We start from the raw sequence: 20781 nt of genomic DNA on the forward strand, positions 1-20781 counted from the left end.
CAGTTACAGCAGACCTCGTGCGGGGTAAAGACACGCGTACGGACGGGAGTTGGGGGGATCATGGCCGGCGGGACGAGGAGTGCGCTGACCCGGGAAGCGGTGCTGGACGCCGCCGCGGGCCTGGTGAAGCGGTACGGTCCAAACGCCCTCACCATGCGCAGGCTGGCCGCCGAGCTGGGCACCGCAGTGACGTCGATCTACTGGCATGTCGGCGGCCGTGAGGCCCTGCTCGACGCGCTCGTGGAGCGGACCGTGGCCGAGCTCGGCGAGATCCGGCCTTCGGGGCGCACGCCCGAGCAACGCGTGGCCGGCGTCGCCCGCGACCTGCGCCGGCAACTGCACGACCATCCCCATCTGGTGGCGCTGGTGCACGAGCGGGGGCTGACCGAGCGGATGTTCCTGCCCGCACAGCGCGTCCTGGTGCGCGAGGCGCACGCGGCCGGGCTGCGCGGCGCGCGGGCGGCCGAGTTCGTGCGGGCCGTGCAGTTCCAGGTCGTCGGCCATGTGCTGGTGGAGCGCAACCGGGAGCGGGCCCCCGTGCAGTGCCCCGGCGAGGAGGAGCTGTGGAGCGCCGAGGCCGCCGGGGACGACCCGGCGCTGGCGCGTGCGCTGGCCCGGCCGGTGGACACCGAGCGGCTGTTCGTGACGGCCGTACGAGCGCTGGTGCGGTCGCTGTTGGCACCGGCCCTGCCCACCCGCCCATCGGACTCGGCCGGCTGAGCGGCACAGGCACGGGCACGCACGCGTGGCGGAGTGGACAGAACACGCACGCGTGTGCGGCAGCCGCGCACCCGGACGGTGTCCGCGGGCGGGACCGGCACCTGAAGGTCAGCGGTGTCAGTCGCGGCCCGTATCCTCAGTGACCATGCTCGAAGACCGTGCGACCGCAGTGTCCTCCCCCACCCAGTGGCCGGCCGCGTATCCGAAGGGATACGCGGTCGTTGACGTGGAGACCACCGGCCTGGCCCGGGACGACCGCATCATCTCGGCGGCGGTCTACCGGCTGGACGAGCGCGGCGAGGTCGAGGACCACTGGTACACGCTGGTCAACCCGGAGCGCGATCCGGGACCGGTGTGGATACACGGTCTGACGAGCGAGGTGCTCGAAGGGGCGCCGCTCTTCGCGGACATCGCCGAGGAGTTCGCGGCCCGGCTGGACGGCCGGGTGCTGGTCGCGCACAACGCCGTCTTCGACTGGCAGATGATCGCGCGGGAGTACGCGCGCGCGGAGCGCGAGGCGCCGGTGCGTCAGCGGCTGTGCACCATCGCGCTGTCGAAGGAGCTGGGGCTGCCGCTGCCCAACTTCAAGCTGGAGTCGCTGGCGGCGCACTACGGCGTCGTGCAGCAGCGGGCGCACCACGCGCTGGACGACGCGCGTGTGCTGGCGGAGGCGTTCCGGCCGAGCCTGCGGGCCGCGGCGGCCGGCGGCGTGCGGCTGCCGCTGCTGGAGTGCCGGCCGCTGACGGAGTGGTCGGACCGTGCGGTGCCCCGGCAGTCGACCGGCGGACTCGGCGGCTACGGCGGTTACCGGCCGAACAGTTGGCGCCCCTCCCGCAAGAGGCCCGCATGCCCCCATCCCAACCCGGGCCGCTATGAAGACGGCAAACGCCTCAAACAGGGCATGCGGGTGGCGTTCTCCGGGGACACCTCCGTCGAGCGCGATCTGCTGGAGGACCGGGCCACCGAGGCCGGTCTGCACGTGGCGTCCAGCATCTCCCGGCTGACCAGCCTGCTGGTGACCAACGACCCCGACTCGGGCACGTCCAAGGTGGTCAAGGCGCGGCAGTTCGGTACACCGATCGTCGACGAGGCCGCGTTCGGACAGCTGCTGCGGGATGTCGAGCCCGCCGACGGATAGCGGCACGGAAGGCAGCGCCGAACCGACAGGTAATCGTACGAACGGGTGGTTGCCGGACGACTCACCCAGCGGCCGCTCGCCCACGCCTCGGTGACGGATCACCCTGTGGCGCATGGCGAAATGCGAAGTTTGCGGCAATGACTACGGAATGTCCTTCGAGGTCCACGCACAGGGCGCGGTGCACGTCTTCGACTGCTTCTCCTGTGCGATCCACCGGATGGCCCCCATCTGCGAGCACTGCCGGGTGCAGATCATCGGCCAGGGCGTGGAGGCCGACGGCCGGTTCTACTGCGGCGCCCACTGCGCCCGCGCCGAGGGGAAGGTGGGAATCGTCGACCGGGTGTGACCCGGTACCCGCCCGAATGCACCCCACGGCCCGGATGTACCGTCGTGGGGTGCACCGCTACCGCTTCCTGTTGTCCCGCCAGTGGGTCATCCTCACCCTCGTCGCGATCGCACTGATCCCGACGATGATCAGGCTGGGCTTCTGGCAGAAGCACCGGTACGAGGAGCGCACCGCACGCAACGAGCTGGTCTCCTCGGCACTGCACGCCAAGCCGGTCCCGGTCGAGCGGCTGTCCTCCCCCGGGCACGCCGTGACCCGCACCGAGAAGTACCGCACGGTCACCGCGACCGGCACCTTCGACACCGCCAGGGAGGTCGTGGTCCGGCGCCGGACCAACTCCGATGGCGAGGTCGGCTTCCACGTGCTCACCCCGCTCGTCCTCACGGACGGCAGGATCCTCCTCGTCAACCGCGGCTGGATCCCCGCGGACGGCGCCCAGACCGCCTTCCCTAAGATCCCCGCCCCGCCGTCCGGCCGGACCACGATCACCGGGCGGCTGATGGCCGACGAGACGACCGCGGCGAGCGGCATCAAGAACGTCAAGGGCCTCCCCGACCGGCAGATCATGCTGATCAACAGCGCGGAGGAGGCGCACCGGCTCGGCGCGCGGGTGCTCGGCGGCTATGTCGAGCAGACGGCGCCCACGCCCAAGGACGGCCCGGAGCAGATCTCCGACCCCGGCAGCGAGGACGCCCCGCTGAACTACGCGTACATGATCCAGTGGTGGCTGTTCGCCGCGGGCGTCCCGGTCGGCTGGTGGTTCCTGGTCCGCCGGGAGATCCGCGACCGGGAGGAGGCCGCGGCGGAGGCGAAGCCGGAGGAGAGCGTTCCGGCCACGGTGTGACCGGGCACACCCAAAAGCACCACGGGGGACACGTCACTCCCCCGGCGCATCACCTGATTGGCCCTCCGGCCCGCCGGGAAACCGGATCCCGTGAACGCGCGCATCGAGGACTACGCACTCATCGGTGACGAGCAGACCGCCGCGCTGGTCGGAAAGAACGGCTCGATCGACTGGCTGTGCCTGCCCCGCTTCGACTCCGGCGCCTGCTTCGCGCGGCTGCTGGGCGACGAGGACCACGGCTACTGGCGGATCGCCCCCGAGGGAGCGGACACCTGCACGCGCCGCGCCTACCGGCAAGACACCCTCGTCCTCGACACCGAGTGGGAGACCCCGGACGGCACGGTCCGGGTCACCGACCTGATGCCGCAGCGCGACCGCGCCCCCGACGTCGTACGCATCGTCGAAGGCATCAGCGGCCGGGTCACCGTCCGCAGCACCCTGCGCCTGCGCTTCGACTACGGCTCGATCATGCCGTGGGTGCGCCGCGCGGACGGGCACCGGGTGGCCGTCGCGGGCCCGGACTCGGTCTGGCTGCGCTCCGAGCCGGCCGTGCACACCTGGGGCGAGGACTTCGGCACCCACTCGGAGTTCACCGTCGCCGAGGGCGAGCGGGTCGCGTTCGTGCTCACCTGGCACCCCTCGCATGAGCGGCGCCCGCCGCTCAACGACCCCTTCGAAGGCCTGGAGTGCAGCGTCGCCGACTGGCAGGGCTGGGCCCGGCAGTGCTGTTACCACGGCCCCCACCGGGACGTGGTCGTCCGCTCCCTGATCACCCTCAAGGCCCTCACCTACATCCCGACCGGCGGGATCGTGGCCGCGGCGACCACCTCGCTGCCGGAGAAGCCGGGCGGGGTGCGCAACTGGGACTACCGGTACTGCTGGCTGCGCGACTCCACCCTCACCCTCGGCGCACTGCTCAACGCCGGCTACCACGACGAGGCCTCGGCCTGGCGCGACTGGCTGCTGCGCGCGGTCGCGGGCAACCCGGCCGACCTGCAGATCATGTACGGAGTCGGGGGCGAGCGGCGGCTGCCGGAGACGGAGCTGTCCTGGCTGCCCGGCTTCGCCGACTCCGCCCCCGTACGCATCGGCAACGGAGCCGTCGAACAGCTCCAGCTCGACGTGTACGGCGAGGTGATGGACTCCCTCGCGCTGGCCCGCAGCTCCGGCCTGCCCCCGCGGCCGCACATGTGGGCGATGCAGCGCGCCCTGATGCAGTTCCTGGAGTCGGCGTGGCGGCAGCCGGACGAGGGCCTGTGGGAGGTGCGCGGCGGCCGGAAGCAGTTCGTCCACTCCAAGGTGATGGTGTGGGTGGCCGCCGACCGGGCCGTGAAGACGCTGGAGCAGTACAAGGACCTCAAGGGCGACCTGGAGGGCTGGCGCAGATTCCGCGACGAGGTCCACCAGGAGGTGTGCGAGAAGGGCTTCGACCCCGAGCGCAACACCTTCACCCAGTACTACGGCTCCCGCGAACTCGACGCCGCACTTCTGCTCATCCCCCGCGTCGGCTTCCTGCCGCCCGACGACCCGCGGGTGGTCGGCACGGTCGACGCGGTCCGCGACGACCTCGGGCACGGCGGATTCCTGCGCCGGTACGACACCGAGGACTCGGTGGTCGACGGGCTGCCGGGCGGCGAGGGCGCCTTCCTGGCCTGCTCGTTCTGGCTGGCCGACGCGCTCCATCTGACCGGCCGCAAGGACGAGGCGCGGGAGCTGTTCGACCGGCTGGTGGGCCTGGTCAACGACGTGGGACTGCTGGCCGAGGAGTACGACCCCCTCGACGGCCGCCACCTGGGCAACTTCCCGCAGGCCTTCAGCCACATCGCGCTGGTGAACACCGCCCTCACGCTGTTCGGGGACGACCAGGCAGGATAGGGGCCATGGATCTTGGACTGAAGGACCGGGTGTACGTCGTCACCGGGGCGACCCGCGGACTCGGCAACGCCGCCGCGCGGGAACTCGTCGCCGACGGGGCGAAGGTCGTGATCAGCGGGCGGGACGAGAAGCGGGTGGCCGACGCCGCCGCCGAACTGGGCCCGAACGCGGTGGGCGTGGCCGTGCACAACGCCGACCCCGAGGCGCCGGAGCGGCTGATCGCGGCCGCCCATGACACTTTCGGCGCGTTCCACGGCGTGCTGGTGAGCGTGGGCGGGCCGGCGCCGGGGTTCGTCGCGGACAACTCCGACGAACAGTGGCGCGACGCCTTCGAGTCGGTCTTCCTCGGTGCGGTGCGGCTCGCTCGCGCGGCGGCTGCCGAGCTGGAGCCGGGCGGGGTGATCGGATTCGTGCTGTCCGCCTCGGTGCACGAGCCGATTCCGGGGCTGACCATCTCCAACGGGCTGCGGCCGGGGCTCGCCGGGTTCGCCAAGTCCCTCGCCGACGAGCTGGGACCGCGCGGGATCCGGGTACTGGGCCTGCTGCCGTCGCGCATCGACACCGATCGGGTGCGGGAGCTGGACGCGCTGTCCGCCGATCCCGAGGCCACCCGGGCAGCGAACGAGTCCCGTATTCCGCTGCGCAGGTACGGCACGCCGGAGGAGTTCGGGAAGGTCGCGGCGTTCCTGCTCTCTCCGGCCGCGTCCTATCTCAGCGGTGTCATGTTGCCCGTGGACGGGGGCATGAGGCACGGGTTCTGAACCTCGCCGTTCGCGGTCAAGTGACCCTCTCCGCGCGGTGCTTGACCGAGCCCAGCCGCACTTCCGCCGGCAGGGACGGCAGGCCCGCCGACTCACGCGCGTGGGCCAGGGCCTGCGCCGTAAACCCGGTCAGGGCCGTCGCCGGGTCCACGTGCGGCTCCAGCCGGAGCCACACCCTTGCCGTGGGCGTCGTACGGCGGCCCCGCAGGAGGATCTCCGCGTGAGCCACGCCCTCCTGCCGTACGGCGTCCTGGGCCAGGGCCGATTCCAGGGCCCTGGCGCGCAGGAGGGCGGACTCGTCGTCGCCGGTGTCGATCAGGATCTCGGCCAGCCGGCGGCGGCGCAGGACCGCCGTGAGCCACCACAGGCTGAGCAGGACGACGACGGCGAGGGCGGCGACGACCGCCGGCCACCACCAGCCCGCGCCGCGCCAGCGGGTGCGTTCGGCCTTGGTCAGCAGCACGTCGTGCGGGCCGGTGTGGATCCACCAGGAGGGCGGCGGCGCCCCCAGGCCGACGGCCAGCACCGCGCCGCCGAGCGCGAGCAGGAGCAGGCCGGCGAGGGCCAGCAGGACGCGGTTGAGGCCGCCGGTGCGCATCGTCCTCACCCCTTCCGTCCGGGCCGGGACACACGCAGCGACAGCGTGGGCGGCCGGGCCAGGCCGAGGCCCCGGATCGCGTCCGTGAGCGCGGTGTCCAGGTCGGTGCGTACCTCGTCCAGGTCACGGAAGTGGGACACGGCGCGGACGTCGGCCTTCTTGTGGCGGATCCGCACCCGGACCGACCGGACGCCGGACACGTCGATGGCCCGGTCCCGGAGCAGGAGCGCCGCCGCGTCGCGCCGGAGTGCGGCGCGCACATCGGGGCGCGGGCGCCGCATGGGCAGCAGTCCGCGCAGGCCGGGTGTGACCGAGAGGGTGATCAGCCACAAGCCGAGTGCGGCGGCGACGGCCGCGCCGGTCAGCACCCAGGTGTCGTCCAGGGGCCGTTCGGCCAGTTGCCGGGCGAGTGCGCGGCGCCAGTGCATCGCGGGGTGATGGGCGCGTACGGCGGCGATGTCGTACAGCAGCAGGCCGGCGCCGGCCAGCAGCAGGGCCGCGACGACGGCTGCCGGGACGCGGCGCGCGGACCAGAAGCGGCCGCTGCCCGTGGCGGGGGCGGGCGGGGTGGTGCCGGGTTCCTTGTCGAGGGTGGGGGTGGTCGACTGCGGTTCGCTCATCACGCCCTCCGGTGCGGTGCCGGGTGCAGCCGTTCGACCTGGACGGCGACCTCGGACACCGCCATGTCCACCAACGCGCCTACCCGCTCGGCGACATGTCGACGCACGGCGGCGCAGTGGGCGCCGATGTCGCAGGGGTAGCCGAGCTCGAGGTGCACACGGACGCGGGCCGCCGCGACGGCGGTCCCCCCGTTCGAGCGGGGCCGGGAGCGGGCGAGGACGACGACCGTGGCGTGCGGGGCGGCCGCCTCGGCGGGCGGCGGCGGCAGCGCCTCGCGGGCGGCCTGCGCGGCGATCTTCGCCACCACCCGGTCGGCGATCCGGGTGGCGCCGCGTTCGCCCGGCGGCACGAGGGCCGACGGCGGGCGCGCCGCGCCGGTCTCGGCACTCACCTCCGGTCACCGCCGCCGTTCGCGCCGGGCGCCGCGGGTGCGCAAGAACTCACCCGCATCCAGGTCGCCCTCCGCGAACCGGCCGACGACGAACCCGACCGCGCCCAGGGCCGCCACCAGCAGAAAGGCACCGAAGCCGCCGAAGTACCCGGCGAAGCCCAGCGCCATACCGGCAATCATGCCGACCACGGCCATGCTCATGGAGCGCTCCTCAGCTCTCGTCAGGCGTGCAGGGTCGGGGCCCGGGTCTCACTGGATCCGGGGCTCCGGTTCCTCTTCCTCTTCCTCGGGCAGCTTGACGTCGCTGACCGCGATGTTGACCTCGACCACCTCGAGTCCGGCCATGCGTTCCACGGCGGCGATCACGTTCTCCCGCACGTCGCGGGCGACATCGCCGATCGAGACGCCGTAGTCCACGACGATCTCCAGGTCGAGCGCCGTCTGCACCTCGCCCACCTCGGCCTTCACGCCCCGGGTGACCGACTTGGAGCCGCCGGGCACCCGGTCGCGTACGGCGCCGAAGGTGCGGGCCAGGCCGCTGCCCAGGGCATGGACGCCGACCACGTCCCGGGCCGCGAGAGCGGCGATCTTCTCCACGACGCCATCGGCGATGGTCGTCCGTCCACGGGTCGCGGGATCGCCGCCGCCGCGCCGTGTCGCCTTGCGGGTCGAGACCTGCGGCTCCTGGTCGCCCTCGGGGGTCGTCGTCATGTCGGTCATCGCCGTACGTCCCTTTCGGTCATCCCCCTGGATCGTCCTCTGCCCACCGTAAGCAAGGTTCCCCGGAAGCGCGCCGGTGATACGGCAGGCTGGAGGAATGACGGCGGACCGGTGGACACAGGTAGTCAGGCGCCAGGTCGGGCTGGGCAGGCTGCTGCCGCTCGGCGGGCCACGCGACGGCGTCTGGATCGCGGAGGGCGCGGCTGCGGGGGTTCTGCGACGCGCGGCGGCGGACGGGCTGCCCGGGGTGCGGCTCGGCGTGCTGCGGCTCGCGCTCGCCGATCCGGAAGAGGCGCCCGAGCCCGTCGTACCGGCTCCGCCGAGCGCGCTGCCGCCGGGGCCGCTGCGGCTGACGGCGGACTTCGCCGTGACGGCCGCCGAACCGCTGCCGGCGGTGGCGTCCAGGCTACGGCTGACCCTGGCGACGGCCGCGGCGGAGCGGCTCGGGCTCGCCGTGACGGAGGTGGACCTGCGGATCACCGACCTGCTGGAGGCGGAGGGGCCCGTCCCGGAGGTGCGCGGGCCGCGACCGGTACCCGCGCGGCAGCCCACGGACCCGGACGAGATCCGGGTGACCGAGGCCGTGCTGTCCGTCCCCGGGGTGACCGGGCTTACGGGTTTCCTCGGCGGTCTCGGCCGGGGGGTCCACCTGGAGGAACGCCCGGCCGGTACGGCACTGCCGCACCGGCACGCGCGCGTGGAGCTGACGACCGGCGCGGACCGCCGAGCCGTTGACGTGGCTCGGCAGGTCCGTACGGCCGTACGGGACGCGCTGGAGGACCGGCCGACGGTGGCCGTGCTGGTGACGGCGGTCGGCTGAACGGCCTGCTCGCGCAGGGCGCCCTACCGGCGCGGGGCTCATTCGCCGAGGCCGGCCAGATCCCGGAGTCGGCGTGCCTGGGCGGCACGCTCGGCCACGCGCTGGGCTTCGTAGTCACGGTCCGGCGCACCGCGCAGCAACGCCTTGGTCTCGACCACGGCGTCCCGCGGCGCAGCCAGCAGCGCGGCGGCCAAGTCCCGTACCGCGGCGTCGAGTTCGGAGGCCGGTACGGCAACGTTGGCCAGGCCGGACGCCACCGACTCCTCGGCGCCGACGAACCGCCCGGTCGCGCAGATCTCGAGCGCGCGGGCGTACCCGACGAGACCGACCAGCGGATGTGTGCCGGTCAGGTCGGGAACGAGGCCGAGGCTGGTCTCACGCATGGCGAACTGCACGTCGTCCGCGACGACCCGAAGATCGCACGCGAGCGCCAGCTGGAAGCCCGCGCCGATGGCGTGCCCCTGGACGGCGGCGATGGACACGACGTCGTTGCGCCGCCACCAGGTGAACGCCTCCTGGAACTCGGCGATGCTCGCATCGAGCCCCGCGTCGTCACGGCGCGCGAGTTCGATGAAGTTGGGCTCGCCCGGGATCCCCTCCGGGGTGAACATCTGCCGGTCCAGCCCGGCGGAGAAGGACCTGCCCTCGCCGCGCAGCACGACGACACGGACGGAGCCCGGCAGCAGCCGGCCGGCCTCGGTGAGCGCGCGCCACAGGGCGGGGCTCTGCGCATTGCGCTTGGCCGGATTGGTCAGCGTCACCGTGGCGAGCGCGTCGTCGACGGTGAGCCGTACGCCGTCCTTGTCGAGTACAGGAGCGAGGTCCTGGTCGGGCGAAGCCATGGGGCGCCTCCGATGGGTGCGGTCAGCCGGGCATGCCGTGGGCACGCTTAAGTGACTGCACAGTAACCACCCGGCCGGTCAGACCGCCGACCGGGTGGCCACCATCGAAGCCGATGGGCCGCCCGGAGTCAGGACGATGCGGCCTTCTTGCCCCGGGTCGCTCCGCCACGCCCACGAAGCGTGACGCCCGACTCACTGAGCATCCGGTGTACGAAGCCATACGAGCGGCCGGTCTCCTCGGCCAGCGCCCGGATGCTCGCACCGGAGTCGTACTTCTTCTTCAGGTCTGCCGCGAGCTTGTCGCGCGCGGCGCCGGTCACCCGGCTGCCCTTCTTCAGAGTCTCGGCCACCCGTGCCTCCTCATGGGAAGTGCGCTCTGGTCTCCTCATGATCACCCCTCTCGGGCCCGATGGCCACCCATTCGGCAAGGTCCGTGAGACATCGTTGTGACGACAGGAGTGGATCCCCACAAGCGGAATCCAGAATTCCAGGGGGTGGTGTCCGGGGGGCCGAACGGGTGGATTCGTGAAGTGCCAGGTCAGGGACGCGCGACGGCCGATCCCTTGGCACGCAAGGGATCGGCCGGGAATTCCGTGTACGACACACCTCGATACGAGGAGATCTCACACAGATGATGGATCACCGATGAGCCGAATGATCCATACGCTGTGGATCAGGCCTCGGTCAGGCATGGATCACGCTTTCGATCACGCGAGGGCGACGAGATCCGCGTAGTCGGAGCCCCACAGGTCCTCGACGCCGTCCGGCAGCAGGATGATCCGCTCCGGCTGGAGCGCCTCTACGGCGCCCTCGTCGTGCGTGACGAGGACGACCGCGCCCTTGTAGGTGCGCAGGGCGCCGAGGATCTCCTCGCGGCTGGCGGGGTCGAGGTTGTTGGTGGGCTCGTCGAGGAGCAGCACGTTCGCCGAGGAGACGACCAGGGTCGCCAGGGCGAGCCGGGTCTTCTCACCGCCGGAGAGGACGCCGGCCGGCTTGTCCACGTCGTCGCCGGAGAAGAGGAACGAGCCCAGCACCTTGCGGACCTCGACCAGGTCCATGTCGGGGGCGGCCGAGCGCATGTTCTCAAGCACCGTGCGGTCCGGGTCGAGGGTCTCGTGCTCCTGGGCGTAGTAGCCGAGCTTGAGGCCGTGACCGGGGACGACCTGGCCGGTGTCGGGCTTCTCGACCCCGCCGAGCAGGCGCAGCAGGGTCGTCTTGCCGGCGCCGTTGAGGCCGAGGATGACGACTCGGGAGCCCTTGTCGATGGCCAGGTCGACGTCGGTGAAGATCTCCAGGGAGCCGTACGACTTCGACAGGCCCTCGGCCATCAGCGGGGTCTTGCCGCAGGGCGCGGGCTCCGGGAAGCGCAGCTTGGCGACCTTGTCGGACATCCGGACCTCGTCGAGGCCGGAGAGCAGCTTCTCGGCGCGGCGGGCCATGTTCTGCGCGGCGACCGTCTTGGTGGCCTTGGCGCGCATCTTGTCGGCCTGGGCGTTGAGGGCGGCGGCCTTCTTCTCGGCGTTGGCCCGCTCCCGCTTGCGGCGCTTCTCGTCGGCCTCGCGCTGCTGCTGGTAGAGCTTCCAGCCCATGTTGTAGATGTCGATCGTGGACCGGTTGGCGTCCAGGTAGAACACCTTGTTGACCACGGTGTCGACGAGATCGACGTCGTGGGAGATCACGATGAATCCGCCGCGGTAGGTCCTCAGGTAGTCGCGCAGCCAGATGATCGAGTCGGCGTCGAGGTGGTTGGTGGGCTCGTCGAGGAGCAGGGTGTCCGCGTCCGAGAACAGGATCCGGGCCAGCTCGATACGGCGGCGCTGGCCGCCGGAGAGGGTGTGCAGCGGCTGGCCGAGGACGCGGTCGGGGAGGTTCAGCGCGGCGGCGATCGTGGCGGCCTCGGCCTCGGCGGCGTACCCGCCCTTGGTGAGGAACTCCGTCTCCTGGCGCTCGTACTGCTTGAGGGCCTTCTCGCGGGTGGAGCCCTTGCCGTTGGCGATGCGCTCCTCGTTCTCGCGCATCTTGCGGATCAGTACGTCGAGGCCGCGCGCGGACAGGACCCGGTCGCGGGCGAGGACGTCCAGGTCGCCGGTGCGGGGGTCCTGCGGGAGGTAGCCGACCTCGCCGGAGCGGGTGATCTGGCCCGCGGCCGGGATGCCCTCGCCCGCGAGGCACTTGGTGAGGGTGGTCTTGCCTGCGCCGTTGCGGCCGACGAGGCCGATGCGGTCGCCCTTGGCGACACGGAAGGTGGCGTTCTCGATGAGGATGCGCGCACCGGCGCGCAGCTCGATACCGGAGGCGGAGATCACGGACAGACTCCAGGGCGTACAGGGATTGGCGGGTGGGCGGCTGAGGACGTTCCCGCCGTCTAATGCGCGAGGAGAATGGCCATGGGGAGAAGTCTAACGGGGGGGTGCAAGCGGTTTTCTACGTCCGCGCGTTCGATCGGTGCCGCGGAGATCGTCGCGGAAGATCGTTGCCGAGCGGCGTGCGGCCCGGGACGATCCGGCCGAGGTCGTCGAGGGCCACGAGCTGCTCCGTCCAGGGCCCTTGCGCGCACGGCTGGGCGACCAGCAGGGCCGCACCGCGCCGTACGGCGGCCTCGGGCCGGAACGCGCAGCCGTCGCTCGCGGGCAGTACCCAGCGCAGGTCGCCGTCGGCGATGCGGTACGCGGTCACGCGGTGCGGGGTGACGGCCGCGAGCATGCCGCGTCCCAGGGGGCGCAGCACTCCGGTGCCGCCCTGCGCGGGGAGCCACTCGGCCGCGTCGGGCAGGGCCCGGTGCCAGCGCACCGAGCGCCCGTCGGTGTCGGTCAGCAGCCCGTCCTCCCACAGCGCGATCACCTCCGCGCGCGTGGTCAGTACGTCGACGGCCCGATGCCCCACGCGCGAGTACCGCCAGCGCAGGGCGCCGGTACGGGTGTCGTAGGCGGTCACGCCGGCGCCCCGCGCGCGCAGTGCCCAGGTTCCGGTGCCCGGCCGCCGCTCCCCTCGCGCGGCGTGGACGAGACGGTCTTCGTAGGGGACGGGGCGCATGTGGTGGGCGACACCGAGGAGGCCGAGGGCGAGGAGGACGCCACCGAGGATCCGCAGGGCGCGTGCGGTCCGGCCGTGGTGACGGGTGCTGTGCTGGGCGCGGACCATCGGGCGCGCTGCATGACGCGGTGGGTGACGGGGGTCGCGGTGGGGCGGGGCGCCGGTGCCGAGGTGGACCGCAGGTGACGGCTCCTCTGAGACGGCGAGCCCTGGTTCGCACGGGGCGGCTGCCACCCTTCCCCCTTCGCTGTCCTCGGCCTCGGATCAGGCGCAGAGCGTAGTCACGGGGGTCGGCCGGGGTGGGATGGCGGGGCGGGTGAGGGCGGGGAGTCGCCCGTTCGGGGGGTCGCCGGGAGCGGGGCGGCGGCAGCGGTGGGCCGACGGGGCTGCCGGACCGGCGTCATGAAGCAGCGCGACCCGTTGCGCGGAGGCGTTGTCGGTGGCGGCTGCAAGACTGAACGGGACGCCACGGAACCGACGCACGAAGGAGTGATCGCCATGGCAGGCACGGGCGGCGGACGGCCGAGTCTTTACCCCACGCTGCTGTACACGGACGCGCAGGCGGCGATCAAGCAGCTCACGGAGGCCCTCGGCTTCACCGAGCTTTCGGTGTACGAGACGGAGGACGGCAAGGTGATGCACGCCGAGCTGGTCCAGGGCAACGGCGCGGTGATGATCGGCTCCAAGGGTCGCGGCGGCCTCTTCGACACGGCGATGAAGGACGCCGGGCCCGCCGGGGTGTACGTCGTCGTGGACGATGTGGACGCCCACCACCAGCGGGCCCTGGAGCACGGCGTGGAGATCCTCATGCCCCCGACCGACCAGGACTACGGCTCGCGGGACTACATGGCCCGGGACGCCGAGGGCAACATCTGGAGCTTCGGGACGTACGCCCCGGAGATCGGCGCCTGAGCGGCCCCCGCCCCGCTCATCCTCCGGTGTGCACCTGGAAGGCGGCCCGGCGCACGGCCTTGGCCAGGGCCGGGTCGGGATGCGCGGCGGCTAGCGCGACCAGGACCTGCACGGTGCGCGGGTGCCCGACGGCGCGGACCTCGTCGAGCAGCTGGGGGACGGTGGGCTGCACCGCGGACTCCAGGTGCCGGACCAGCATCGGCGACTCGCCGTGGTCGGCGACGGCGGCGGCGGTGTCCACCCAGAGCCAGGTCGCCTCCTCCCTGGTGAGGACCTCGTGGGCGTCCTCCGGGTCGATCCCGTCGTGCTCGGCGAGCCACAGCAGGGCGTAGGGCCGCAGGGCCGGCTCGTCCAGGACGGCGTGCACGTCCGGCTCGGCGGGGGCGCCGACGACGCGCAGCGCCTCGAAGGCCAGGCCGCGCAGCAGGGCGTCCTCGCCGCGCGCGGCGTGGATCAGCTCGGTGACGGCGTCGCCGACGGTGCGGGCGGCGAGCCAGGCGCGGTATTCGGCGCGGGCGGCGTTGGGGCGGAGCTGGGCGCAGCCGCGGAGCATGTCCTCGGCGGACTGCTCGATGTTGCCGGCCGGGCTCTGCGCGGCCACACAGATCTGCTCCAGCTTGACCCACACCGCCCAGCTGCCCAGCGGGGTGAGCGTGGCCTGGCCGTCGCCGTAGGTCAGCGCGCCGACGGAGGCGAGGGCCCGCAACGCCCAGTCGAGGAGCGGTTCGAGCGGGGTGTCGCCGCTGGGCACGGGGTGTTCCGGGGCGGCGATCACGAGTTCCACCGGGCTCAGGGAGCCGGCCGCCGGACGGACACGCCCTGCCTCGGACGGCAGGCCCGGCTGAGCGGACCCGGACTCGGACGACTGCCGGGCCGCCGGCACGGCCGGCCGCGCGAGCGCGGGCTCGGCGGGCCGGTGCACGGCGGGTGCGGTGGCGGACCGCTGGGCGCCGGGCTCGGCGGACCGCTGCATGCCGGACTCGCCGGGCCGCTGCGTGCCCGGCTCGGCAGACCCGTGAGCCCCAGGCGCGGCGGACCGCTGAGCGCCGGGCTCACCGGGCCCCTGGGCGCCGAGGGCGGCGGACCGCTGAGCGCCCGGCTCGCCAGACCGCTGAGCGCCGGGGACGGCGGACCGCTGAGCCCCAAGGTCGGCAGACCGCTGCGTGCCGGAGTCGGCAGGCCGCTGAGCGCCAGGCTCACCGGGCCCCTGGGCGCCAGGGGCGGTGGGCCGCTGCGTGCCCGGCTCGGCAGACCCGTGAGCCCCAGGCGCGGCGGGCCGCTGAGCGCCGGGGGCGGCAGGCTGCTGGGTGCCAGGGGCGGCGGTGGGCCGCTGCGTGCCGGGCTCGTAGGGGACCTCGCAGCGTTCGGTGCGCAGTTCGGTGACCCGCTGCTGGAGCAGGTCGAGCAGCTGCTCGACCGGGACGGGCCCGGCGGACAGCTGGAGGAAGGAGAGCACCTGGGGCATGGCCGAGACGACCTCGGCGACGGCGGCCGGCTCGTGCGACTCGGGTTCCGGGGAGGCGAGCGACCAGGCGTCGAAGAGGGCGACCCAGCCGCGCAGTACGGCGCTGTCGTCGCGGTCCCAGGCGCGCAGCCGCCAGCCGGGGCACGCGCTGTCGCCGTGCACCTCGACGAGTCCGGCGAGGCGTGCGGTGTCCCAGTCGGCGCGGATCTGAGCGACGCTCAGGCCCAGGTCGACGGCGGCGCGTCGGGCCGTGGCGTCGGAGAGGGTGGCTTTGCCGTCGGCGGTGGCGCCGTCGCTGCCGGGGCCGAGTGCGGCGTCGGCCCAGCGAGCCACGCGCACCGGGCCGGCCAGCCCGATGCGAGCCATTCCGGCCAGTTCCGCGGGGGCGGGGGTGCCCTCCGGCGGCCGGGGTGCGGCGCGGCGCGGGCGCCGCTGGTTCACAGCTCTGGGGGCGGCGGCCAGGGGTCGCGGTCGGACGAGTCGAAGCCTGGAGTCGCGCGGGATACGGGACGTCACGGGTGCAGTCTTCCGGTTGACGGTCCGAAAACCCAAACGGAATGTCACGGCGGGCGACGGGGCTGGCCAAGGCACGGGGGCCGGGAGGGGCCGGGAGTGGTGATCAGGCCAGTCGTACGGCCTTAAACGGAATGCCGGGCACCGGGCCTCCCGGCGCCCGCCGGAGGGCCGGCGGGGGCGTACTCACACCAGCGGGGTCATGAAGCGGCGCAGCCGCTCCTCGTACTCCTTCGGGTCGGCGTTCCACATCGCCCCGTGCGGGGCCCGCGGGACGGTGTGCAGGGCGACCAGATCCGGGCGGCGGCGGGCGAGCCGGCGGGAGAACTCCCAGGGGGCCACCTGGTCGTCGGGCCCGTGGAAGATCAGGGTCGGTACGGTGAGCAGGTCGGGGTCGGTGATCTCGGGGACCCGGTCGGCGTACAGGCCGGTCCGGCCCTGGGCGGCGCGCACCGCGAGCGGCAGCAGCGGCGGCGGGGTGCGGCGGGCCCGGGCGAGGGCGCGCAGCGTGGCCTCCCAGCTGAGCACCGGCGAGTCGAGGACCAGCCCGGCGATGCGCTCGCGCACCGCGGAGTGCTCGGCGGCGCGCAGGGCCATGGTGGCGCCGGTGGACCAGCCGAGCAGGACGACCCGGCGGGCGCCGTAGCGGACGGCGTAGCGGATCGCCGCGTCCAGGTCGCGCCACTCGGTTTCGCCGAGGCGGCTGAGGCCGTCCGGCGGGCGCGGGGCGCCGAGGTCGCCCCGGTAGGCGAGCGCGAGGACCGGCACCCGGCGGGCGTGCAGCGGGGCCATGAGGTTCATGGCCTGTTCCCGGGTGGTGCCGAGGCCGTGCACGGCGATCACCCAGGTGTCCCGGGCCGCGGGCACGAACCAGGCGGGCAGCTCGCCGAGTTCGCCGGGCACGTCGATGTCGGCGTGGTCGAGGCCGAGGGCGGTGCCGGGGTTGCCGACGTACAGGTTCGGGGTGAGCCACACCGCGTCGCCGGAGGAGAGGGTGCCGTGGGTGACGCGTTCCAGGCGGCGTACGACGGTGTCGGCCTCGTGCGGGGCCGCGTCCAGGACGGGGCCGACGACCGCGTGGGAGCCGTCGCCGGAGAGGCCGTAGGTGCCGGGGCGCAGCGAGGCCAGGTCGCGGGTGAGGGTGATCTGGCCGGCGGCGGTGCCGTGCACGGTGAGGCGGGGTTCGGTGGGCAGCGGGCGGCCCGCGGGCGCCTTCAGTGCGGCGTCGCTGGCGATCCGGCCGGCGGCGACGGACGCCATTGCCACGCCGGCGGCTATGGCCGTGGTGAGGGCGGTCGCTTTGACGGTGCGCACGGGTCCAGTGTCGTGGGGGTTGCCGTGACCGGCCAGCGGAGATGTGGGGCCGGACGGGGAACGTCGGGGTGCTGGTGGATTGGGCACCGCCGGACATGTGCGGCGTGGGCGAGTGCGGTTGCGGTTGCGGCCGATCGCAACGACCGGCCTCAGCAGGGAGCAGAGCTGCCGGAACCGACCGGCAAGGGGCTGGAAACGAGCGCTGACGGGCAAGGTGTCACCTCCGTTGGCCGTACTCCCGCAAACGTTCCCCGACCTCGGCCAGTTGTGCCTCCGTCAGCAGGGACGGGGTCAGGCCCGGTACCGAGGACGCCGTCAGCCACAGGCGGCACATCCACTCCAGCTGGGCGGTGCGGTCGTAGGCCTGGTCGAGGGTGGTGCCGTAGGTGAGGGTGCCGTGGTTCTGCAGGAGGCAGCCGGAGCGGCCGGCCAGGGCGCGGAGCATGTTGCCGGCGAGCTCGTCGGTGCCGTACGTGGCGTACGGGGCGACGCGTACGGGGCCGCCGAGGGCGGCGGCCATGTAGTGGACCAGGGGCAGCTCGGGCACGAGCGTGGAGACCGCGGTCGCGTGCACCGCGTGGGTGTGGACGACCGCGCGGGCGTCGGTGGTGCGGTAGACGGCGAGGTGCATGGGCAGCTCGCTGGTCGGCACCAGTGTGCCGAGCACCTGGCGTCCGGTGAGGTCGACGCCGGTGATGTGGTCCGGGGTCAGCCGGTCGTACGGCAGGCCGGACGGGGTGACGAGCACCAGGTCGCCGACGCGTGCCGAGACGTTTCCGGAGGTGCCGACCACCAGCCCGTCGGCTACGGTGCGCCGCGCCGTCGCGACCAGCTCCGCCCGGATCCGCACCTGTTCCGCGTCCCGTTCCGCGTCCCGCCGCTGTTCAGCCATGCCGCGATCCTGCCAGCCGCGCCCTCGGGAGGGGGGTGGACGGTCGCTTCCGGCCGTAAGCACATGCCCCCGAATGGGCGAAAGTCATGGTGAATCGCCGCAAAAAGGCACCGATTCGAAGATCATCGGGCCTTCAATGGTCTCTCTTGCCCGCCGGAACGATCTTTCGTCCGCCGACCCGGGGAGACACATGGCCCGCGACCGCACCCTTCTCCGTCACCGCGCCGGTGTCCTCGCGGCGGCCGCGGCGGCGCTCGTCCTCGTGGGCACCGCGGCCGCACCCGAGGCGCTCGCCTCGGGCCGGCCCCGGGGGCACGACGTCTCCTCCTACCAGAAGCGCGTCGACTGGGCGGCCGCCCGGTCCAGGGGCGCGCGGTTCGTCTACGTCAAGGCGACCGAATCCACGGACTACCGCAACCCCTACTTCGCCCAGCAGTACACCGGTGCCCGCAAGGCGGGCCTGTACCGGGGCGCGTACCACTTCGCCCGGCCGGACAGGTCCTCCGGCGCCCGGCAGGCCGCGTACTTCGTCCGGCACGGCGGGGGCTGGCGGGCGGACGGCCGGACGCTGCCGCCCGCGCTCGACATCGAGTACAACCCGTACAGCAAGCGGCACAAGTGCTACGGGCTGGGCAGGACGCGGATGGTCCGCTGGATCCGGTCCTTCAGCAACGAGGTCAAGCGGGAGACCGGCCGCCGCCCGGTGATCTACACGACGACCCAGTGGTGGCGGCTGTGCACCGGCAACAGCCGCGCGTTCGCCAAGAGCCACGCCCTGTGGATCGCCCGGCACGGCACCTCGCGGCCGGGGAAGCTGCCGGGCGGGTGGCGGTACTGGACGTTCTGGCAGTTCGGCACCCGGGGCCGGCTGCCGGGTGACCAGAATCTCTTCAACGGCTCCACCGCCCGGCTGCGGACCTTCGCGCGCGGCCGGTAGCCAAGGTGCACCTGGGACACGGGAGCCGAGCGGAACCTCGATCCCCCTCTCTGGACACTCCCACGCCCGCCTCAGTTCATCTTCCGTTCACCCAGGTTGCCTACGGTCGTCCAGCCAATGACCTCGAACGATTGCCTGGGTAAATGGAAAGCTTCTCGCTGATCCTCGCGACAGTGGTGGTAACCGCTCTCGCGTTCGATTTCACGAACGGTTTCCACGACACCGCCAACGCGATGGCCACCACCATCTCCACAGGCGCCATGAAGCCCAAGATCGCGGTGGCGATGTCCGCCACCCTGAATCTGGTGGGCGCCTTCCTCTCCGTGGAGGTCGCCAACACGATCTCCAAGGGTCTCGTCGACGAGACCGGCATCCGTCCCGAGGTCATCTTCGCCGCCCTGGTCGGCGCGATCCTCTGGAACCTGTTGACCTGGCTGGTGGGCCTGCCCTCCAGTTCCTCGCACGCCCTGATGGGCGGTCTGATCGGCGCCACCGTCGCCTCCGCCGGCTTCGGCGCCGTGCACGGTGACGCCCTGGTCACCAAGGTGCTGCTCCCGGCGGTCGCCGCGCCGATCGTGGCGGGCGTCGCCTCGATGCTGGCCACGCGGTTCTCCTACGGGATCGGCGGCAAGGCCGAGGGCGAGGCCACCCGCAAGGGTTACCGCGCCGGCCAGATCGCCTCCGCCGGCCTGGTCTCCCTCGCGCACGGCACCAACGACGCCCAGAAGACGATGGGCATCATCACCCTCGCGCTGATCGCGGGCGGCTCCATCGCCCCGGGCTCGAACCCTCCCACCTGGGTCATCCTCTCCGCCGGCCTGGCCATCGCGCTCGGCACCTACATCGGCGGCTGGCGGATCATCCGCACCATGGGCAAGGGCCTGACCGACCTGGAGCCGCGCCAGGGCTTCGCCGCCCAGACCAGCGCCGCGACCGCCATCCTGGCCTCCTCCCACCTGGGCTTCTCCCTGTCCACCACGCACGTCGTCTCCGGCTCGGTGATGGGCGCGGGCCTCGGCCGCAAGGGCGGGGTGGTCCGCTGGTCCACCGCGACCCGCATGGTCGTCGCCTGGGTGCTCACCCTCCCGGCCGCCGCGCTGGTCGGCGCGGGCGCCGAGTCCGTCACCGATCTCGGTGACTGGGGCACCGCCGTGGTCGCCGTCTTCCTGGTCGCCGCGAGCGCCGCGATCTGGAAGATCTCCCGCCGCGAGGTCGTCGACCACACCAACGTCGTGGCCGAGACCGAGGAGCCGGCCGGCGTGGTGACGGCCGCCATCGCCGCGGTGACCCCGCCCCCGGCGGGCATGATCACCGAGGACCTGACGGCCACGATCGCCTCCCCTGCCGCCACCGAGCCCGCGACCGAGGCCGCCCCGCCGGCCGCGACCGTCTGACCCCGGCCCCACCGGTAACCAAGGAAGCAACCCCATGAAGATCGACTGGTCGGCCCTCGGCTCCGTCTTCGGCACCAGCCTCGTGTTCACCGTGGGCCTGGTGGCCCTGTTCACCCTCGGCATCAACGGTCTGGCCCGGCGCGAGAAGGCCGCGGCCCAGGGCAACTCCGCGACCCTCGCCGTCACCGGCGCCTACGTCTGCTTCGCGGCCTGCGCGGCGGCGGTGGCGTACGGCATCTTCCTGATCGTCTCCAAGTCCTGACGGACCACCACGAACCAGGCAACACGAAGGCTCCCCTCCAGGCGTGACGGAGGGGAGCCTTCGCCATGCCCACAGGCCACGGGCGCCCCACGGTGTGGGGATCGGCACACTCTCCCCTCGCAGGTCAACGGCAAGTTGACGGCCGTTCCGGGCGCGTGGTGGACTGCCCAGGCCATGTACGGCGGCAGAAGAGGAAGCCGGTGCGAATCCGGCGCGGTCCCGCCACTGTCACCGGGGAAGAACCCCCGGGAGCCAGGAACTCTCACCGCCGAATCTCGTCGAACCAGGGCGCGGACACCCTGAGTGAGGACATCGATCGCCATGCCCGGCTGCCGAAGGACAAGGACCCGCACCAGGCCCGCTCCTGTACCCACGGCCGGCTG

The 20781-nt window shown here is 73.0% G+C and carries 23 protein-coding genes, 2 pseudogenes and 1 riboswitch; of the genes and pseudogenes, 12 read left to right on the forward strand and 13 right to left on the reverse strand.

Features of this window, described 5'->3' with window-relative positions:
- Nucleotides 1–60 precede the first annotated feature (60 nt).
- The 6 genes from LMU33_RS30505 to LMU33_RS30530 all read left to right on the forward strand — a co-directional run bounded on the left by LMU33_RS30505 (nucleotide 61) and on the right by LMU33_RS30530 (nucleotide 5684).
- Nucleotides 61–720: a TetR/AcrR family transcriptional regulator gene (locus LMU33_RS30505; RefSeq protein ID WP_228623922.1), complete on the forward strand. Its 660-nt coding sequence runs from the start codon at nucleotides 61–63 to the stop codon at nucleotides 718–720.
- 145 nt (nucleotides 721–865) lie between these two features.
- The gene (locus LMU33_RS30510; protein ID WP_228623924.1) at nucleotides 866–1858 is read left to right on the forward strand and encodes a DEDDh family exonuclease; all 993 of its coding nucleotides are present in this window, start codon (nucleotides 866–868) and stop codon (nucleotides 1856–1858) included.
- Between the two features lie 112 nt (nucleotides 1859–1970).
- Nucleotides 1971–2204 carry a metallothionein gene (locus LMU33_RS30515; RefSeq protein ID WP_228623926.1) on the forward strand — a complete coding sequence of 78 codons (234 nt, stop codon included), beginning with the start codon at nucleotides 1971–1973 and terminating at the stop codon, nucleotides 2202–2204.
- Nucleotides 2205–2238: 34 nt separating this feature from the next.
- Entirely contained in the window at nucleotides 2239–3048 is an 810-nt protein-coding gene (locus LMU33_RS30520; protein ID WP_283844226.1) for an SURF1 family cytochrome oxidase biogenesis protein, read from the forward strand.
- Between the two features lie 90 nt (nucleotides 3049–3138).
- On the forward strand, nucleotides 3139–4923 hold the full coding sequence (locus LMU33_RS30525) for a glycoside hydrolase family 15 protein (protein WP_228623930.1): 1785 nt from the start codon (nucleotides 3139–3141) through the stop codon (nucleotides 4921–4923).
- 5 nt (nucleotides 4924–4928) lie between these two features.
- Nucleotides 4929–5684 carry an SDR family oxidoreductase gene (locus LMU33_RS30530; protein ID WP_228623931.1) on the forward strand — a complete coding sequence of 252 codons (756 nt, stop codon included), beginning with the start codon at nucleotides 4929–4931 and terminating at the stop codon, nucleotides 5682–5684.
- Between the two features lie 16 nt (nucleotides 5685–5700).
- Here the strand turns inward: LMU33_RS30530 and amaP are convergent, their stop codons facing one another.
- The 5 genes from amaP to LMU33_RS30555 are packed head-to-tail and all read right to left on the reverse strand — an operon-like array spanning nucleotide 5701 to nucleotide 8014.
- Nucleotides 5701–6282, reverse strand: coding sequence for an alkaline shock response membrane anchor protein AmaP (gene amaP, locus LMU33_RS30535; protein ID WP_228623932.1), 582 nt, complete (start codon nucleotides 6280–6282; stop codon nucleotides 5701–5703).
- A 5-nt stretch (nucleotides 6283–6287) separates the two neighbouring features.
- Complete coding sequence (locus tag LMU33_RS30540; RefSeq protein ID WP_228623934.1) at nucleotides 6288–6902, reverse strand: DUF6286 domain-containing protein; 615 nt, start codon at nucleotides 6900–6902, stop codon at nucleotides 6288–6290.
- A complete protein-coding gene (locus LMU33_RS30545) occupies nucleotides 6902–7294 on the reverse strand; it encodes an Asp23/Gls24 family envelope stress response protein (protein WP_228623936.1) in 393 nt (130 codons plus the stop codon). The genes LMU33_RS30540 and LMU33_RS30545 overlap by 1 nt, the downstream gene beginning before the upstream one ends.
- Nucleotides 7295–7300: 6 nt before the next feature.
- On the reverse strand, nucleotides 7301–7495 hold the full coding sequence (locus LMU33_RS30550) for a hypothetical protein (protein ID WP_228623938.1): 195 nt from the start codon (nucleotides 7493–7495) through the stop codon (nucleotides 7301–7303).
- Nucleotides 7496–7543: 48 nt separating this feature from the next.
- Entirely contained in the window at nucleotides 7544–8014 is a 471-nt protein-coding gene (locus tag LMU33_RS30555) for an Asp23/Gls24 family envelope stress response protein (RefSeq protein WP_228623940.1), read from the reverse strand.
- A gap of 97 nt (nucleotides 8015–8111) precedes the next feature.
- Between LMU33_RS30555 and LMU33_RS30560 the strand changes: the two genes are divergently transcribed.
- Nucleotides 8112–8834 (forward strand): nucleopolyhedrovirus P10 family protein, encoded by a 723-nt coding sequence (locus tag LMU33_RS30560; RefSeq protein ID WP_228623942.1) that lies wholly within the window; start codon nucleotides 8112–8114, stop codon nucleotides 8832–8834.
- 38 nt (nucleotides 8835–8872) lie between these two features.
- On the opposite strand, the gene LMU33_RS30565 is transcribed toward LMU33_RS30560, so the two are convergent.
- From LMU33_RS30565 to LMU33_RS30580, 4 genes are all read right to left on the reverse strand, one after another.
- On the reverse strand, nucleotides 8873–9676 hold the full coding sequence (locus LMU33_RS30565) for an enoyl-CoA hydratase/isomerase family protein (protein WP_228623943.1): 804 nt from the start codon (nucleotides 9674–9676) through the stop codon (nucleotides 8873–8875).
- A gap of 128 nt (nucleotides 9677–9804) precedes the next feature.
- Complete coding sequence (locus LMU33_RS30570) at nucleotides 9805–10026, reverse strand: helix-turn-helix domain-containing protein (RefSeq protein ID WP_004002281.1); 222 nt, start codon at nucleotides 10024–10026, stop codon at nucleotides 9805–9807.
- Between the two features lie 357 nt (nucleotides 10027–10383).
- Nucleotides 10384–11982: a ribosomal protection-like ABC-F family protein gene (gene abc-f / locus LMU33_RS30575; protein ID WP_228623946.1), complete on the reverse strand. Its 1599-nt coding sequence runs from the start codon at nucleotides 11980–11982 to the stop codon at nucleotides 10384–10386.
- A gap of 118 nt (nucleotides 11983–12100) precedes the next feature.
- Nucleotides 12101–12610 carry a hypothetical protein gene (locus tag LMU33_RS30580; RefSeq protein ID WP_308280824.1) on the reverse strand — a complete coding sequence of 170 codons (510 nt, stop codon included), beginning with the start codon at nucleotides 12608–12610 and terminating at the stop codon, nucleotides 12101–12103.
- A gap of 63 nt (nucleotides 12611–12673) precedes the next feature.
- Here LMU33_RS30580 and LMU33_RS30585 point away from each other — a divergent pair, with 63 nt between their 5' ends.
- Nucleotides 12674–12895: a hypothetical protein gene (locus LMU33_RS30585; protein WP_228624134.1), complete on the forward strand. Its 222-nt coding sequence runs from the start codon at nucleotides 12674–12676 to the stop codon at nucleotides 12893–12895.
- A 312-nt stretch (nucleotides 12896–13207) separates the two neighbouring features.
- Nucleotides 13208–13621 (forward strand): VOC family protein, encoded by a 414-nt coding sequence (locus tag LMU33_RS30590; protein ID WP_228623948.1) that lies wholly within the window; start codon nucleotides 13208–13210, stop codon nucleotides 13619–13621.
- Nucleotides 13622–13637: 16 nt separating this feature from the next.
- Here LMU33_RS30590 and LMU33_RS30595 read toward each other — a convergent pair.
- The 4 genes and pseudogenes from LMU33_RS30595 to LMU33_RS30610 form a co-directional block, all read right to left on the reverse strand.
- Nucleotides 13638–14366: pseudogene (locus LMU33_RS30595) on the reverse strand (hypothetical protein); the annotation flags it as partial.
- Between the two features lie 543 nt (nucleotides 14367–14909).
- Nucleotides 14910–15452: pseudogene (locus LMU33_RS30600) on the reverse strand (hypothetical protein); the annotation flags it as partial.
- Between the two features lie 333 nt (nucleotides 15453–15785).
- Nucleotides 15786–16913, reverse strand: coding sequence for an alpha/beta hydrolase (locus LMU33_RS30605; RefSeq protein WP_228623949.1), 1128 nt, complete (start codon nucleotides 16911–16913; stop codon nucleotides 15786–15788).
- Between the two features lie 217 nt (nucleotides 16914–17130).
- Nucleotides 17131–17805 carry a class II aldolase/adducin family protein gene (locus LMU33_RS30610; protein ID WP_228623951.1) on the reverse strand — a complete coding sequence of 225 codons (675 nt, stop codon included), beginning with the start codon at nucleotides 17803–17805 and terminating at the stop codon, nucleotides 17131–17133.
- A gap of 190 nt (nucleotides 17806–17995) precedes the next feature.
- On the opposite strand from LMU33_RS30610, the gene LMU33_RS30615 reads away from it, so the two are divergent.
- The 3 genes from LMU33_RS30615 (at nucleotide 17996) to LMU33_RS30625 (ending at nucleotide 20398) form a co-directional block, all read left to right on the forward strand.
- Nucleotides 17996–18742 (forward strand): lysozyme, encoded by a 747-nt coding sequence (locus tag LMU33_RS30615; protein WP_228623953.1) that lies wholly within the window; start codon nucleotides 17996–17998, stop codon nucleotides 18740–18742.
- Between the two features lie 143 nt (nucleotides 18743–18885).
- The gene (locus LMU33_RS30620) at nucleotides 18886–20136 is read left to right on the forward strand and encodes an inorganic phosphate transporter (RefSeq protein WP_228623955.1); all 1251 of its coding nucleotides are present in this window, start codon (nucleotides 18886–18888) and stop codon (nucleotides 20134–20136) included.
- 34 nt (nucleotides 20137–20170) lie between these two features.
- Nucleotides 20171–20398 carry a hypothetical protein gene (locus LMU33_RS30625; protein ID WP_228623956.1) on the forward strand — a complete coding sequence of 76 codons (228 nt, stop codon included), beginning with the start codon at nucleotides 20171–20173 and terminating at the stop codon, nucleotides 20396–20398.
- Nucleotides 20399–20540: 142 nt separating this feature from the next.
- A riboswitch (cobalamin riboswitch) is annotated at nucleotides 20541–20682 on the forward strand.
- The last annotated feature ends 99 nt before the right edge of the window (nucleotides 20683–20781 follow it).

It is taken from the genome of Streptomyces barringtoniae (assembly GCF_020819595.1).
In the GTDB taxonomy this organism is placed as follows: Bacteria; Actinomycetota; Actinomycetes; order Streptomycetales; family Streptomycetaceae; genus Streptomyces; species Streptomyces barringtoniae.